Raw genomic sequence first — 15,047 nt, 5'->3', positions numbered from 1 at the left:
AGGGAATAACCCTTCAGCAAGCTGGGCATTTAAAGCCTACAATAAGACATTGCCTTTTGAATTAGGAGTACATCATGACCGAATTAGCGACAAAACCCGCAGAAGACTTGGCTGAGCCACCAACCCCATTGGTGTTCACGGATGCCGCTGCTGCAAAAGTGGCTGACTTGATTGCGGAAGAAGGCAATCCAGAGTTGAAGTTGCGCGTATTCGTACAAGGCGGTGGCTGCTCTGGCTTTCAGTATGGCTTCACATTTGATGATGCTGTAAATGAAGACGACACGCTCTTTGAAAAGCATGGCGTTACTTTGTTAGTAGATTCAATGAGCTTCCAATATTTAGTTGGTGCTGAGATTGATTACAAAGAAGACATTAATGGATCGCAGTTTGTGATTAAGAATCCGAATGCGAAAACTACTTGTGGTTGCGGGTCCTCTTTCTCTGCTTAACTAAGCTGGATAGCAAGCGCCTAAAATTCTAGGACCCCTCGCTACTGTAACGGCTGGCAAATTTGCTGGCCGTTTTTCTTTGTGAGCCCATGCAAGTCATGCAAAGGCCAGCCATTCAACTAGCTGCGGATCAATGCCAGTAGAGTCGCTGGTTGTAATTTCTAATGGGTGTTTGAACAAATGCTGCGCTTTTATTTTGAGTAAATTCATGAGCGCATTATTTCTGGCACCACCACAGACAATCAGCTTCTGGGTTTTTTGGGCATGATGCGCCCAGGATTCAAGAGCTGAGTGTGCTGTCAGATGTAGCAAGGTTGCTTGTACATCTTCGCAAAGATGATTTTCATCCCCCATTTTTTCTTGCAACCAATTCAGATGAAAGTCATCTCTGCCGGTGCTCTTGGGCGGAGTTTTTGCAAAGAAAGGGTCGGCCAACATTTTTGTGAGTAATGCTTCATTAACCTTTCCTTGTAATGCCCAGTTACCATTCTCATCAAATGCATTGCCTTGATGTTCCTGTATCCACGCATCCATCAGCATGTTTCCAGGACCACAATCAAAACTGCTCACTTCGCCACTCTGAGGAAGTAAGGTGAGATTGGCGATGCCACCAATATTGAGCATGGCTAAGTTTTGATCTTCTACAAATTGTTGTGCATGAAATGCGGGCACTAAAGGCGCGCCATGTCCACCAGCAGCCATGTCTCGACTTCTGAAATCCGCAATGACATCGATGTCCGTTTTTTCTGCCAATAAGGCAGGATTGAGTGTTTGATGCGTATAGGCCATATCGCCTAAATGAGGTTGATGACGAATGGTTTGGCCGTGCGCGCCAATCGCGGCAATATCTGAAGCTCGCAGATTAACCTTTTTTTAGAAGCAGTTCAACAGCATCCGCATAAGCCAGGGCTAGGGCATTCCCAGCCTGTTTTTCTCGATGGACCTCGTTGGCGCCAGGACTTTGAAGCTCAAATAGCGCTTTACGTCAATCGGGGCTAAATGGGGTACTCACAGAATCTAGGGCGCTTGCTTCCCCCTTGGGTTCAATCTTGGCTAGAACAGCATCTATCCCGTCTAGGCTGGTGCCAGACATCAGGCCGATGTAGAGGGAATGGAGTTTGTTCATAGCGCTCTCAGGAATGCGACAATTATGCTGTAGCAATTTAACTACTCATTTACCTGAATCAGCAATCCGAATCAGCATGACAGCTAAACCAGAACAAAAATATCCTTTGACCCCTGAAGTCTTTGCGGCGCTCGCAGTTACCAAACGTGGCTGCGATGAGTTATTGGTTGAAGCGGACTGGGTTCAGAAGTTGGCTCGCAGCCAGGTTACCAAGACCCCGCTCAGAATCAAGCTGGGGCTGGATCCAACTGCGCCTGACATTCATTTGGGCCACACGGTTGTTTTAAATAAGTTGCGTCAGTTACAATATTTAGGCCATACCGTTATTTTCTTGATCGGTGATTTCACCAGCATGATTGGTGATCCATCGGGTCGCAACGCAACTCGCCCACCTTTGACGGCCGAAGAGATCGCTGTCAATGCCGAGACTTACTATCGTCAAGCAAGCATGGTGCTTGATCCTGCTAGAACAGAAGTGCGCTACAACAGTGAGTGGTGCGATCCATTAGGCGCGCGCGGCATGATTCAATTGGCAGCGCGATATACCGTTGCACAAATGTTAGAGCGCGATGACTTCACAAAGCGCTACCGTAGTGGTGTACCCATCTCTGTACATGAGTTCTTGTACCCATTGATGCAGGGTTACGACTCTGTTGCTTTGAAGAGTGACTTAGAGCTCGGTGGCACTGATCAGAAATTTAATCTCTTAGTTGGGCGGGAGCTTCAACGTGAGTATGGCCAAGAGCCACAATGTATTTTGACTATGCCGCTGCTGGTTGGCTTGGATGGCGTGGACAAGATGAGTAAGTCCAAAGGTAATTACATTGGCATCAGTGAGCCTGCTGGTGAGATGTTCGGCAAGCTCTTGAGTATCTCCGATGAATTAATGTGGGATTACTTTATATTGTTGTCATTCCGCCCTATGGCTGAAATTGATTTGATGAAGCAAGAAGTGGCTGCCGGCAGAAACCCTAAAGATTGCAAAGTACTGCTCGCACAAGAAATTGTTGCGCGCTTTCATTCACAGGCTGCTGCAGAAAAGGCATTAGAAGACTTTAATCACCGTGCTAAAGGTGGTGTGCCAGATGACATTCCAGAAATCAATCTTTCTGGAGCGCCAATGCAAATCGCCAATCTGTTGAAGGCCGCTGGCTTAGCTCGATCAACATCAGAAGCCAATCGCAACATTGAGCAAAATGGTGTGAAGATTGATGGCGCAACGATTACTGATAAACAGTTAAAAGTTGCGGCGGGTACTTACGTGGTGCAGATTAGCAAACGCAAGTTTGCAAAAGTGACGCTAGCTTAAATATCTAAGCTAGCATTGCCGCTGGGCGGTGTTAAACCAAAGTGTTCATAAGCTTGGCGAGTGGCTACTCGGCCACGTGATGTTCTTTGCAGATAGCCTTGCTGAATGAGGTAGGGCTCAAGAACATCTTCAATTGTGTCCCGTTCTTCACCAATGGCTGCTGCTAAGTTATCAATACCCACAGGGCCGCCATCAAACTTATGCAGGATCGCTTCCAGCAATTTTCTGTCCATGACATCAAAACCATTTGGATCCACATCCAGCATCTTCAGCGCAGCATCCGCCATAGCTTTAGTAATCGTGCCAGTGCCTTTGACTTCTGCATAGTCACGAACACGACGGAGTAGACGGTTGGCAATGCGCGGAGTGCCACGAGCACGCTTCGCAATTTCTACTGAGCCCTCTGGATCAATGTTAGCTTTTAGCAGGCTTGCGGAGCGATCAATAATTTTGGTGAGCTCTTCGGTGGTGTAGAACTCGAGTCTTGCCACAATGCCAAAGCGATCGCGCAATGGGTTGGTGAGCATTCCGGCTCGAGTAGTTGCGCCAATGAGCGTGAAGGGCTTGAGATCAATCTTCACGCTGCGAGCGGCAGGGCCTTCACCAATCATGATGTCTAAGCCGTAATCTTCAAGCGCAGGATAGAGAATTTCTTCTACAACTGGAGATAAGCGATGAATCTCATCAATAAAGAGAACATCGTTTTCTTCTAAATTGGTGAGCAAGGCAGCAAGATCACCTGGCCTGTCCAGGACTGGGCCGCTGGTTTGGCGCAAATTCACGCCAAGCTCTCTGGCAATGATGTGGGCTAAGGTGGTTTTACCAAGACCAGGAGGCCCAAACAAGAGAACGTGGTCTAAGGCTTCTTGGCGAGTTCTGGTTGCGCTGATAAAAATTTCTAATTGGGCGCGTGCTTTAGTTTGACCAACATACTCATCGAGTTGTTTTGGGCGCAGCGCTCTTTCAAAGACGGCTTCAGCATTGCCTGCTGATCCGCTCACAATGCGGTCATTTCCTTCCGGTAAATCTTCAGGAATAGAGCTTAGGTCGTCTGTGTGAATTGCCATGCTGCAAGTGTAGTGGTTTTATAGCTTTGCAAGGTACTTTAAGCCAATGCGAATACCATCTGAAACGCTCGTATCCGACGGAATCTGCTTTAACGCAAGGAGCGCTTCTTTTTCTGAGTAGCCTAGAGCCAAGAGTGCTTGTAACACCTCACTACTCGCTTCAATCGCTTGAGACTTGCCGCCAGCAATACCAAGATCAGGGGCTAGCTTACCTTTGAGTTCCAAGCAAAGACGTTCGGCGGTTTTCTTGCCGATACCAGGTACTTGAGTTAATCGACCGGCTTCTTGGAGTGCAATAGCTTGGGCAAGTTCATTCACACTCATGCCAGAAAGCACGGCTAGTGCTGTACGGGAGCCAACACCGCTAATCTTGATGAGTTGCCTAAATGCCTCACGCTCAGTTTCGGTGGCAAAGCCAAAGAGTTGTTGCGCATCTTCACGCACTTGGAAATGGGTCAGTAGGGTAATTTTTTGGCCAGCTTGAGGCAGCTGATACAAAGTGCTCATTGGTACATCGACCTCATAACCAATGCCTTGGCAGTCCACCAAGAGGCGAGGAGGGTGAACTGAAACGAGAGTGCCTTGAATGCGACCAATCATGTAGAGATCTTAACCTGTAATATCTTTAGATATTTTTTGCTTATTCTTTATTTGCTGCGCTTCTTGGGGGCTAAGGCAGTTGTAATTGCTTTTGGCATTTGCGCATGATGGGCTGCACAGATGGCAACGCCTAATGCATCAGAAGCATCCGTCCCTGGAGCGCGATTTAATCTAAGTAAACGCTTAACCATCTCCTGTACTTGCGGCTTAGCCGCACGGCCAGTGCCCACAATCGCTTGCTTTACTCGCAGAGCGCTGTACTCGGCTACCGGGAGTTTTTCGGAGACCAGGGCAGCAATGACGGCACCCTTTGCCTGACCAAGCATGAGGGTTGAGCGAGGATTGATGTTTAAAAAGACTTCTTCGATCGCGGCGGACTCTGGTTTATATGTCTCTAGAACTTCTTTCAGGCCAGCATACAAAGCGCCTAAACGCTCGGGCAAGCCTTTGGTTGGATCACCACTCTCAATCGTCCCAGAGGCTACGTAGGTCAGCTTTTGGCCATCGACATCGATGACGCCAAAACCGGTTGTCCGTAAACCTGGGTCGATTCCAATCCAGCGCATTTGAGTTGCAGACTTTAGGATGATTTATTGCTTAGTGGCGGAAGTGACGTGTGCCAGTAAAGATCATGGCAATCCCATGCTCATTCGCTGCCGCAATGATTTCGTCATCACGCATACTGCCGCCTGGCTGAATCGCACAGCTAGCACCACCATTCACAACCACATCCAAGCCATCGCGGAATGGGAAGAAAGCATCGCTGGCTACCGCTGAGCCCTTGAGGCTTAAGCCAGCATTTTCCGCCTTAATACTTGCCATACGAGCTGAGTCTACACGGCTCATTTGGCCTGCGCCGATGCCGAGTGTCATGCCATTAGCGCAATACACAATCGCATTCGATTTAACAAACTTAGCGACACGCCACGCAAACATCATGTCATGCATTTCGCTTGGGGTAGGCAGGTGCTTGCTCACAACGCGCATTTCATTTTCGAGTACGTTTTTAGCGTCCGGAGATTGCACAAGCAAGCCACCGCCAACACGTTTGAAATCAAAAGTATTAAATGCAGCACCCAATGGGATCTCTAGGAGGCGAACATTTTGCTTTGCGGCAAAAATCGCTTTAGCTTCATCGCTAAAGCTAGGGGCAATTAATACTTCTACGAATTGTTTGGAGATTGCTTCTGCAGCAGCGCCATCACAGGGAACGTTAAAGGCAATGATGCCGCCAAAGGCAGAGCTAGGATCGGTTTTAAATGCCTTTTGATAGGCTTCAAGCGCCGTAGCACCAACCGCTACACCGCAAGGGTTGGCATGCTTAATGATGACGCAAGCTGCAGCGCCATCAGCATTGCCAGTAAAGCTCTTGACGCATTCCCAAGCAGAGTCAGCATCGGCAATATTGTTATAGGAGAGCTCTTTACCTTGTAGCTGTTTGTAATTTGCTAGTGCGCCATCAACTGGGTAGATGTCTTTGTAGAACGCAGCAGATTGGTGTGGGTTTTCACCATAACGCATCTCTTGCACTTTCTCAACGGCAAGGTGCAGAGTCTCTGGATAAGCAGTGCGCGCCTTATGATCTAAGTCATCACCCAATGCTGAGAGATAGTTTGCAATCGCACCGTCATATTGAGCGGTATGCGCAAACACTTTTTTAGCTAAAGCCAAATTGGTCTTATAAGAAACCACATTCTTGTTGGTCTTCATTTCGGCCAACACTGGAGCGTAATCTTCTGGTGAAATCAACACAGTGACATCTTGATGATTCTTTGCGGCAGCGCGCAACATGGCTGGGCCACCAATATCAATATTTTCTACCGCCTCTTGAAATGAACAGCTTTCCTTGGCAACGGTCTCATTGAATGGATAGAGATTGATGACGAGCATGTCGATCATGTCGATACCATGCTCATTCAAGGCTGCCATATGCTCTGGAAAATCTCTACGAGCCAATAGACCGCCGTATACCATGGGGTGGAGGGTTTTTACACGACCATCCAGCATCTCTGGAAACTTGGTTAAGGAAGAGACTTCAACCACTGGTAGATTATTTGCGGCCAAGAGTTTTGCGGTCCCGCCGGTAGAAATCAGTTTAATACCTTGCTCATGTAGGGATTTGGCAAAAGGTACGATGCCATTTTTATCTGAGACGGAGAGGAGGGCTGTACGGATCATAATTTTCGGAGGATTTAATTAAAAGAAATGGTTTTGTTATAAGGATTTACTTGAGTAGCTGATGTTCAACTAGCTTTTTATGTAAGGTGTTGCGATTAATGCCAAGATATTGGGCAGCCAAGGATTGATTTTGTTTGGCATGTTGCATTACTAATTCCAACATCGGTTTTTCAACAACGGCCAATACCATTTGATAAATATCAGTTGGCGCCGTTCCTTTAAGGTCATTCAGGTAGTCCTGTAATTGGGTTTCAATGCATTCGGTAATCGGGTGCTTATTAGTCATAACAATCTATCAATACAAAAACAAAAAAATAAAAATAAGAAAACTAAATTAATTCAGGTCTAAGCTGCTTCTAAAAATAATAAACGGTCAGAATGCGATTTCATCTGGTCAAAATAGTCATTGACCATTTGTAATTGGGTCTTGCAATCGTCGGCGGTATTCATGCGCTGACGGAAGGCATGGGAATCACGTAAACCTTTGCAATACCAGCCAATGTGTTTACGAGCGGTACGAAGACCAATATGCTCGCCATAAAACTCGTAGTGTTCCAAGAGATGGGCATTCATAACGGCCTGGATCTCATTGATTTCAGGGGTGGAAAGCTTACCGCCTGTTTCGAGGTAGTGATTGATTTCGCGAAAAATCCATGGACGACCTTGGGCGGCGCGTCCAATCATGATGGCATCGGCCCCGGTGATCTTTAAGACTTGCTCCGCTTTCTCTGGGCTATTGATATCGCCATTTGCAACCACCGGAATGCTTACATTGTTTTTGACTGCAGTAATAGTGTCGTATTCTGCTTCGCCGTGATATAGATCGGCTCTCGCACGACCATGCACTGTTAACATGGAGATGCCAGACTTTTCTGCGAGACGCGCGATCTCGATTGCGTTTTTATGTTCGCGATCCCAGCCTGTGCCAATCTTTAAAGTCACCGGCACTGCATCTGGTCCAATGCCAGCTGCGCTTACCACTGCTTCTAAAATTTGCTGTACCAAAGGCTCATCGCGTAGCAAAGCCGATCCCGCTGCAACATTGCAAACCTTCTTGGCTGGACAGCCCATATTGATATCAATAATTTGCGCGTCATGGTCAACATTGCTTTTTGCGGCCGCCGCCATCATCGCCGGATCAGATCACGCAATTTGGACGGCAAGCGGTTTGAATTCGCCAAGATGATTGGCGCGGCGTTGTGTTTTCTCGCTTTTCTAAAGCAGGACGTTTGACGCCACTATTTCAGAAACTGCGTAACCAGCGCCCAATTTTTCGCAAAGCTGCCTAAATGGGCGGTCCGTTACCCAAGCCATAGGGGCCACAAATAACTTATTTGCGAGGAGGTGAGGACCGATATTCATCTGACAGGACTGGGGCGGAAAGCATGACACTTTAGCACAGTTGACCTCAAGTATGCCTATTTTTTAGGCAGATTGCTTGCTATAGATCAAACGGAGAATGTTTATCTTTGGAGGGTGATTTGAGCCCTTTAGCGCCTACCAAACATCATTTGGTGAGCTAAGGCTGTTTTGACTGGTGGAAGCCATTGAAGAGCGCTCAAAGCCAGCCCACGAGCGAATACTACCGGAGCCAGATTTGAGGTAAATACTCTGGCCATGAAATCTGTGAGAACAATGGTGGTTGTTCTATCGGCTTTGCGACTTTGGGTATATTCATGGAGCGCATTTTGTAAATTGACTGACGATTGATCTTCTGCCGACCCAGAAAATACGCCAACTAATTTTCCAGCTAACAAAAAGGCGTCTCGTAATCCTAAGTTCAAACCTTGACCCGCTACTGGGTGCAGGGTTTGAGCGGCATTACCAATCCAAACTTCATTGTCTTTGGTGATTTCTTTGCGATAGTTCAAACCCAGTTCGTATAAACGACGATCTTGAATTTTTAAGAAGCGCCCAATACGCGAGCCAAATTCTTTTTGTAGCTCTGATAAAAAATCTTCATCACTAAGTTGTAAACGTTGTTGTGAAGATTCTGGTGAGCCGCACCAAACCAGGTTCAAAATATTTTGGCCGTAATGACTTGGCAGAACTGCCAGAGGGCCCTCGGCGGTGAAGCGCTCCCAAGCTTGATGGGACGACGCGTTTTCAACTTCAATTAATCCTACGAGAGCTGATTGGCCGTAGTCACGCCCAGATTCAACCCAATCTTGTTTTTTAAATAAACCACCTTCAGCATGCACAATACATTTGGCCTGAATTGCGGTCTCTTCGGCGTCCTTGTGAATATGCTTCCAAGTAAAGTGGGGACTTTTCGCCTGTATGACCCGTATGGCTTGGCGAAGCGTGATATGAATATCGCGATAGCGAATGATGTGCCCTAGTGCATCTTGATTTAGTTCTTCACGCGTCATTAACGCCCGACCAAAGCGTCCAGCCTGTGAAACATGTACGCGATGAATGTGGGCGCATTCTTTTGGCCATGCGTTGATTGTATCTAGCAATAGTTTGCTGCCGTGCGAAAGAGCAATTCCCCGACTATCAGTATTCGCTAAATCGTCATCATTGATTGGGTTGCGATCAAGCAATGTTAGTTTTGCATCAGGAAATTTCTGCAAGATCCAGGCAGTACAAGCAAACCCAACCGGACCGCCACCTTGAATCAAAATATCGCAACTAGATGAACTCATTTTTTATATCAATCAATTTAGATATTTTTCATGAGTGCTTCAATTTCATCCGCTTTGACAGGTGCGCCACGGGAAATTAACTCACATCCAGAATCATTAATGACGGCATCATCCTCAATGCGAATACCAATATTCCAGAAGGCTTCATCTACATCAGGCGCAGGTCTGACGTAGAGACCGGGTTCAACTGTAATCACCATGCCGCTCTTCAAAATACGCCAAGGCTTATCTTCGCCAGAGGGGGCGTTCCCAGCTTCACGGTAAGAGCCCACGTCATGCACATCCATGCCCAACCAATGTGAGGTGCGATGCATATAGAAACGACGATAAGCGCCGGTTTCAAGCGCGTTATTCGGTGAACCCAATTCTGAGAGCTTGAGTAGTTTTTCGTCTAGCAAGCCTTGGGTAAGCACTTTCAGCGCGGCCTCATGTGGTTGCATAAAAGTATTACCAGGCTTTGTCATAGCAATCGCAGCTTCTTGCGCGGCTAATGTGATGTCGTATAGAGCGCGTTGTGGGCCGGTAAATTTTCCGCTTATTGGAAAGGTTCGAGTCATGTCAGATGCATATCCATCTAATTCGCAGCCAGCATCAATGAGGCAAAGGTCACCACTACGTAATTCGGTTGAGCCTGCACGATAGTGAAGAATGCAGGAATTCGCGCCCCCAGCAACAATGCTGTTGTATGCCACGCTTTGCGCGCCACTATTGCGGAACTCATGCAGTAACTCCGCTTCAAGTTGATACTCGCGCATGCCAGGTTTACAAATTTGCATCGCTCGTACATGTGCGCGCGCAGAGATGGCGGCGGCGCGGCGCATGATGTCGGTCTCGTGCGCATCTTTAAATAGACGCATTTCATGAATAAGTGCTTCAACATCATGAAACTCTGAGGGTGGGTTTACTCCAGAGCGCGCTTGGCCTCGTACTTGTTGCATCCAATGACGTAAGCGCCTATCGGCTTCCGCGCTTTCCGCTAGGCGGACATAAACGGCATCTTGATCAGCTAATAGCTCGCCTAGTTTTTGATCTAGCCCGTGGTTGCTGTGAGCATACTCAATGCCTAAAGTCGCTGGGGCTACCTCAGGACCTAGACGAATTCCATCCCAGATTTCCCTCTCTGGATCTTTGGGTCTACAAAATAGGTGAGATTGCAATTGGAGATTTTTTCCTTTGCCTATCACCTTCATTACGAGCGTCGCGCCTGGTTCTTCAAAGCCTGTTAGGTAGTAAAAGTCACTGTCATGGCGATAAGGAAATTCACTATCGCGGTTGCGTGCTAATTCGGGCGCGGTAGATACAACAGCAATGCCTCCGCCAGTCTTGGCGAAAATTTGTTTTGCTAATTGATTTCTGCGAAGCTGATAAATATCCGTTTTATTCATAGGCTGCATTGAGCTCTTGTAAGCGTTGTGGTGTGCCTACATCGTGCCATGGACCGATATATTTTTCACCAGACACTTTATTTTGCTCCATTTCGGTTCTTAATAAAGGCGCGAGCTTGGAAAGCGCCCCCATTTCAAGGCCCTTGAATAGATCCTTTTGATAAATCCCAATGCCAGAAAAAGTCAGCTTTTCAGCGCCTATAGCCCCCGCGCTACTAACTATGGAGTCTTGTAAGTAAAAATCACCCTCGGGATGTTGAACGGGATTTGGGGCCATCAATAAGTGCGCCAAGGGCTTGCTGGCATCCGTTCGCATTTTGGTGATCATTTCCAAAAGCTGGGCAATTGGCAAGTTCGGGCTAAATACATCACCGTTGATAACGAGGAAATAGTCTGCAGGGGCGATGATGGGTAATGCCTTGCAAATTCGACCTGCTGTTTCTAGGGCCTGTCCCTCGGGGGAATATTGAATACGGAGACAAAATTGCCGCCCATCACCCAAAGTCGATTCAATTTTTTCGCCAAACCAAGCGTGGTTTATGACTACATTTTGAATGCCTGCCTTAGCCAAGGCATCGAAGTGCCACTGCAGCAGGGATTTATGTTGGATTGTTAAAAGTGGTTTTGGTAAGGAATCGGTAAGAGGACGCATGCGCTCACCTCTGCCAGCTGCCAGTCAAAAACAAGGAATGAGATCGCTCTGATTCATCATGTGTCGCGGATTATTCTTTTATTGATCCCGGTGGATTCAAGAATGCGGGCCAATGGTTTTAATTCGATATAACGATTTGCGCAGGCGATGGCGTATTCAAGCACTAGCGGTATGTCTTTTAGATAGCCATCTTTGCCATCGCGATGAAATAGGCTTGCGAAGATGCCAAGAACCTTGAGGTGGCGCTGTAAACCCATCCATTCAAAATTGCGATAGAACTGGCCAAAATCATTTGGCATTGGAAGTTCCGCTTTACGACCTTCTTCCCAGAATTTAATGACCCAGTCAATCACTCGCTCTTCTGGCCATGCAATATAGGCGTCACGCCACAGTGAAGCAGCATCATAAGTAATGGGTCCATAAACCGCATCCTGAAAGTCAATTATTCCAGGATGATTCTTCTCTGTCACCATCAAATTACGAGAGTGGTAATCACGATGAACATAGACCTTTGCTTGAGCTAAATTATTCTCAATAATCAGTTCAAACGATTCTTTTTAATTGCTCTGCTTGTTGTCCGCTCAGTTCAATATTGAGATGTTTCTTTAAATACCACTCTGGAAATAAATCTAGCGCTCGTTGCAAAAGAGCCGCATCGTAATTTGGCAAGACATCTGGTTTGCTTGCCAACTGCATGAGAACGAGCGCATGTGTCGCATCTTTGTAGAGAGAATCAGCTGTTTCATTATTGAGTTCAGCTAAGTAAGTGTTAGTTCCCAAATCTTTTAACAACAAAAAGCCTTCAGCAACATTTTGTTCGAGAATTTTTGGCACATTTAAACTCGCCTCCTCGAGCAAGAAATCGACCTTGATGAAGGCATCTAAAGGCTCATGTTGGGGTGGGGCATCCATTACTATCAAGGTCCCAAAATCGGGGTTTTTAGACGTAATTCGGAAATAGCGCCGAAAGCTGGCATCAGCCGAAGCGGGCACCAAAGAGTCGAGATCTAATTGTCAGTTAGCTTCTAGGGCTTTTAGCCAGTTACGGAGGGTGTTTAAGCGTGAGTCAGTCATGGTCGACTCGTATAATAAGGCGGTCTGGATCTATGAGTCATTATCGCCTTCGCGCCGGCCTTCGCGCCCCTCTTTTTTTGTATGTAACCCTGCGCGTAATGACGGGGGTGGCATTGCTTCAATTTGCCATTTGCGGACGCGCTCAAGCACCCGCTCCTTTACCTCAAAATGCGCAGGCTGCTGCTAATACCGTTTTATTGCCCGATCGTGGCAATGTCACCGTTTTGCAGTTGGACGATCAATTGCGTACGGGATTGCCTTTGGATGATGGTAAGGCTCTGACCTTTACATCAAGCGATTCGATTGATGGTGTGGTTGATCGCAAGATGAGGCTTAAAGGTCGCGCGCAAATGCGCCGCAATGGTGGAGTCATTAAAGCGGACGAAATTATTTATGATCCTGATACCGATATCGCTGACCTAGTAGGTAATGCAGAATTAAGCAAAGGCAACACCACTTTTAAAGGCCCAACTGCTAAATTTAAAGTGGATGCTCGTGAAGGTGAAATGGAAACGCCTACCTATGAACTGCGCGATAGCCGTGGCAATGGCACGGCAAAAAAACTCACTGTTGAAAACTCTGATATTTTTGTTTTTGATAAAGCAACGTACACCACCTGCACTCCGCAAAACATGGACTGGTATTTCTCGGTCAGCACCTTAGAAATTGATAATGAACAAAAAGAAATGGTTGGTACGCATGGCGTGATGCGTTTCTTTGATGTACCTATTGCTTACGTTCCTTACTTTATTGCCCCCACTTCTAATCAGCGGCGCTCTGGCATCTTGGCTCCGGTTGCTGGATACAACTCTAATAATGGTTTTGACGTAACTCAGCCGTACTACGTCAATATTGCGCCCAACAGAGATTTGTTGATACTTCCCCGTTACATGAGTGAACGTGGCTTGCAGATAGGGGCAAACTATCGCTTCCTGGATACCAAATACAGCGGCACTTTAGCTGGCGATTATTTAGCGCATGACAATAAAACGGGAACTGATCGTTGGCGTTATGACTGGCAGCAACGACAGGTATTTAGCGGCGGTGTTGGGCCTGGTGGAATACCGCTCCCGGGTGCTTGGTCTGGTTACGCTAATATCTCGCGAGTATCGGATAACTTTTATTCGACCGATTTCTCCCAAAGTATTGCTGGCGCTGTGACAAATCAATTTCGTCAAGAGGTTGGCACTACCAAGGGCTTAACGGGCAGTTTGAGTAATTGGGTTGTTTCAGCAAGAGTGCTTACTTTCCAAACGTTGCAACCAGACCAAACCCCAGTTCCGACCCCTTATAACATATTACCAAATATCACTGCTGTATATAACAATAGACTTACACCAGCCGTAGCTGGCACCAGTGGAAAGTATCTCACTCTACCGACGGGTGCTGCCACTACTTTTTCCGCCGATTACACTCGATTCGCACATAACATTGCAGGTAATGTGGCTGCTACTGCTCCAGGCGTATACAGTCAAGCCGATAGAACGGTGGTCAAAGGGGCTCTAGCTCTGCCGAAAGTGACTCCAGGTTATTACCTCACTCCAAAGTTGAGTTTTCAGTCAAATATGTACAACGCCACTCCATTTGTAGCGGCCGGGGCTCCAGTTGCACAAGGATTTACTATCCCAACCTTTAGCTTGGATTTTGGATTGGCATTTGAAAGAGACGCTACTGAGTTAAAAGGTTTTTTTGGTCGAGATATGTTGTTGACTATGGAGTCTCGCGCTTTCTATGTTTACACACCGTATCAAAGTCAAGCGCAGACACCATTGTTCGATACAGCGGATGCGGGCTTTGGTGTTGCCCAAATCTTTAGTGAAAATACTTTTATCGGTAATGACCGTATAGCGGATAACAATGCGGTCACTCTTGGCATCACAAGTCGCATGATCGAGGCGAATACTGGAGCTGAGCGCGCTAACGTAACACTTGCTCAGAAGCAGCAGTTCACTGGTCAGAAGGTTGGATTAAATGGCAACATTCTGAATCCAACAACTTATTCTGATGCCTTAGTCTCTGGTTCTGTGCGATTGCTTGGCAACTTTAGCGCTGACGTCTTTGGTCAATACAACACACAATTGAATCGCTTTGTTCGGACTACGGTTGGTGGTAGTTGGCGCCCAACTCAGGGCAGAAGTTTGCATTTCGGATACCGCAATGTTTGGTCACCTCCAGTTCAGGCATCTATTCAAAATAATCAAACCTTTGTTCCAGCGGCAACTACTATGGATCAATACAATATTTCAGGTCAATGGCCTATTACTCGGGAAATTTCTGTTTTGGGTCGCTGGGGATACGACGCCTTAACTGCCAAGACTCTGAATGCGCTGGTTGCTTTGGAGTGGAGCAGAGATTGCTGGACTTTTCGCGGCGCCTATTCTCAAGTCTTGCATACTTCCCAAATAACCACCACCCAGGTACTCTTCCAGGTCGAATTTAGGGGCTTTGGTAGCGCTGGAAGCAATCCAGTTGATATCATGAAGCTAAATGTTCCTGGATATATGCCTACTTCCAAGCCTATACCACCTTCAATATACGAGAACTATCAATAATGCTTTG

At 46.9% G+C, this 15,047-nt stretch carries 11 protein-coding genes and 3 pseudogenes; 3 read left to right on the top strand and 11 right to left on the bottom strand.

Features of this window, described 5'->3' with window-relative positions; genetic code table 11:
* Positions 1–74: 74 nt before the first annotated feature.
* Positions 75–449, top strand: coding sequence for an iron-sulfur cluster insertion protein ErpA (gene erpA / locus DXE35_RS07970; protein ID WP_114690152.1), 375 nt, complete (start codon positions 75–77; stop codon positions 447–449).
* Here the strand turns inward: erpA and DXE35_RS07965 are convergent.
* A pseudogene (locus DXE35_RS07965) lies at positions 450–1,575 on the bottom strand (anhydro-N-acetylmuramic acid kinase). It lies immediately after the preceding gene.
* Between the two features lie 76 nt (positions 1,576–1,651).
* Between DXE35_RS07965 and tyrS the strand changes: the two are divergent.
* Entirely contained in the window at positions 1,652–2,884 is a 1,233-nt protein-coding gene (tyrS, locus tag DXE35_RS07960) for a tyrosine--tRNA ligase (protein WP_114690151.1), read from the top strand.
* On the opposite strand, the gene ruvB is transcribed toward tyrS, so the two are convergent.
* The 10 genes and pseudogenes from ruvB to DXE35_RS07910 all read right to left on the bottom strand — a co-directional run bounded on the left by ruvB (position 2,881) and on the right by DXE35_RS07910 (position 12,488).
* Entirely contained in the window at positions 2,881–3,951 is a 1,071-nt protein-coding gene (gene ruvB, locus DXE35_RS07955) for a Holliday junction branch migration DNA helicase RuvB (RefSeq protein WP_114690150.1), read from the bottom strand. The genes tyrS and ruvB overlap by 4 nt on opposite strands.
* 18 nt (positions 3,952–3,969) lie before the next feature.
* Entirely contained in the window at positions 3,970–4,551 is a 582-nt protein-coding gene (gene ruvA, locus DXE35_RS07950; protein ID WP_114690149.1) for a Holliday junction branch migration protein RuvA, read from the bottom strand.
* Positions 4,552–4,598: 47 nt separating this feature from the next.
* The gene (gene ruvC / locus DXE35_RS07945; protein WP_114690148.1) at positions 4,599–5,117 is read right to left on the bottom strand and encodes a crossover junction endodeoxyribonuclease RuvC; all 519 of its coding nucleotides are present in this window, start codon (positions 5,115–5,117) and stop codon (positions 4,599–4,601) included.
* A gap of 31 nt (positions 5,118–5,148) precedes the next feature.
* On the bottom strand, positions 5,149–6,729 hold the full coding sequence (purH, locus tag DXE35_RS07940) for a bifunctional phosphoribosylaminoimidazolecarboxamide formyltransferase/IMP cyclohydrolase (protein WP_114690147.1): 1,581 nt from the start codon (positions 6,727–6,729) through the stop codon (positions 5,149–5,151).
* Between the two features lie 46 nt (positions 6,730–6,775).
* Positions 6,776–7,015: a helix-turn-helix domain-containing protein gene (locus tag DXE35_RS07935; protein ID WP_114690146.1), complete on the bottom strand. Its 240-nt coding sequence runs from the start codon at positions 7,013–7,015 to the stop codon at positions 6,776–6,778.
* Between the two features lie 59 nt (positions 7,016–7,074).
* Positions 7,075–8,091: pseudogene (dusB, locus tag DXE35_RS07930) on the bottom strand (tRNA dihydrouridine synthase DusB).
* A gap of 128 nt (positions 8,092–8,219) precedes the next feature.
* Positions 8,220–9,377, bottom strand: coding sequence for an FAD-dependent monooxygenase (locus tag DXE35_RS07925; protein WP_114690145.1), 1,158 nt, complete (start codon positions 9,375–9,377; stop codon positions 8,220–8,222).
* 17 nt (positions 9,378–9,394) lie between these two features.
* Positions 9,395–10,762: an aminopeptidase P N-terminal domain-containing protein gene (locus DXE35_RS07920; RefSeq protein WP_114690144.1), complete on the bottom strand. Its 1,368-nt coding sequence runs from the start codon at positions 10,760–10,762 to the stop codon at positions 9,395–9,397.
* Positions 10,755–11,438, bottom strand: a complete 684-nt coding sequence (gene murU / locus DXE35_RS07915; protein WP_269459907.1) for an N-acetylmuramate alpha-1-phosphate uridylyltransferase MurU — start codon at positions 11,436–11,438, stop codon at positions 10,755–10,757. The genes DXE35_RS07920 and murU overlap by 8 nt, the downstream gene beginning before the upstream one ends.
* Before the next feature lie 32 nt (positions 11,439–11,470).
* Positions 11,471–12,488, bottom strand: a pseudogene (locus DXE35_RS07910) (aminoglycoside phosphotransferase family protein).
* A 32-nt stretch (positions 12,489–12,520) separates the two neighbouring features.
* On the opposite strand from DXE35_RS07910, the gene DXE35_RS07905 reads away from it, so the two are divergent.
* Entirely contained in the window at positions 12,521–15,040 is a 2,520-nt protein-coding gene (locus tag DXE35_RS07905) for an LPS-assembly protein LptD (protein WP_114690142.1), read from the top strand.
* The last annotated feature ends 7 nt before the right edge of the window (positions 15,041–15,047 follow it).

Source organism: Polynucleobacter necessarius (assembly GCF_900095215.1).
GTDB lineage: Bacteria > Pseudomonadota > Gammaproteobacteria > Burkholderiales > Burkholderiaceae > Polynucleobacter > Polynucleobacter necessarius_H.
The sequence above is the reverse complement of the archived record's forward strand: the minus strand, read 5'-3'. Positions and strand labels throughout refer to the sequence as shown.

Coding starts and splice junctions, on each gene's coding strand:
- erpA (WP_114690152.1), top strand. CDS start 75: ATGACCGAATTAGCGACAAAACCCGCAGAAGACTTGGCTGAGCCACCA.
- ruvA (WP_114690149.1), bottom strand. CDS start 4,551: ATGATTGGTCGCATTCAAGGCACTCTCGTTTCAGTTCACCCTCCTCGC.
- ruvC (WP_114690148.1), bottom strand. CDS start 5,117: ATGCGCTGGATTGGAATCGACCCAGGTTTACGGACAACCGGTTTTGGC.
- DXE35_RS07925 (WP_114690145.1), bottom strand. CDS start 9,377: ATGAGTTCATCTAGTTGCGATATTTTGATTCAAGGTGGCGGTCCGGTT.
- DXE35_RS07905 (WP_114690142.1), top strand. CDS start 12,521: ATGAGTCATTATCGCCTTCGCGCCGGCCTTCGCGCCCCTCTTTTTTTG.
- ruvB (WP_114690150.1), bottom strand. CDS start 3,951: ATGGCAATTCACACAGACGACCTAAGCTCTATTCCTGAAGATTTACCG.
- tyrS (WP_114690151.1), top strand. CDS start 1,652: ATGACAGCTAAACCAGAACAAAAATATCCTTTGACCCCTGAAGTCTTT.
- DXE35_RS07935 (WP_114690146.1), bottom strand. CDS start 7,015: ATGACTAATAAGCACCCGATTACCGAATGCATTGAAACCCAATTACAG.
- DXE35_RS07920 (WP_114690144.1), bottom strand. CDS start 10,762: ATGAATAAAACGGATATTTATCAGCTTCGCAGAAATCAATTAGCAAAA.
- purH (WP_114690147.1), bottom strand. CDS start 6,729: ATGATCCGTACAGCCCTCCTCTCCGTCTCAGATAAAAATGGCATCGTA.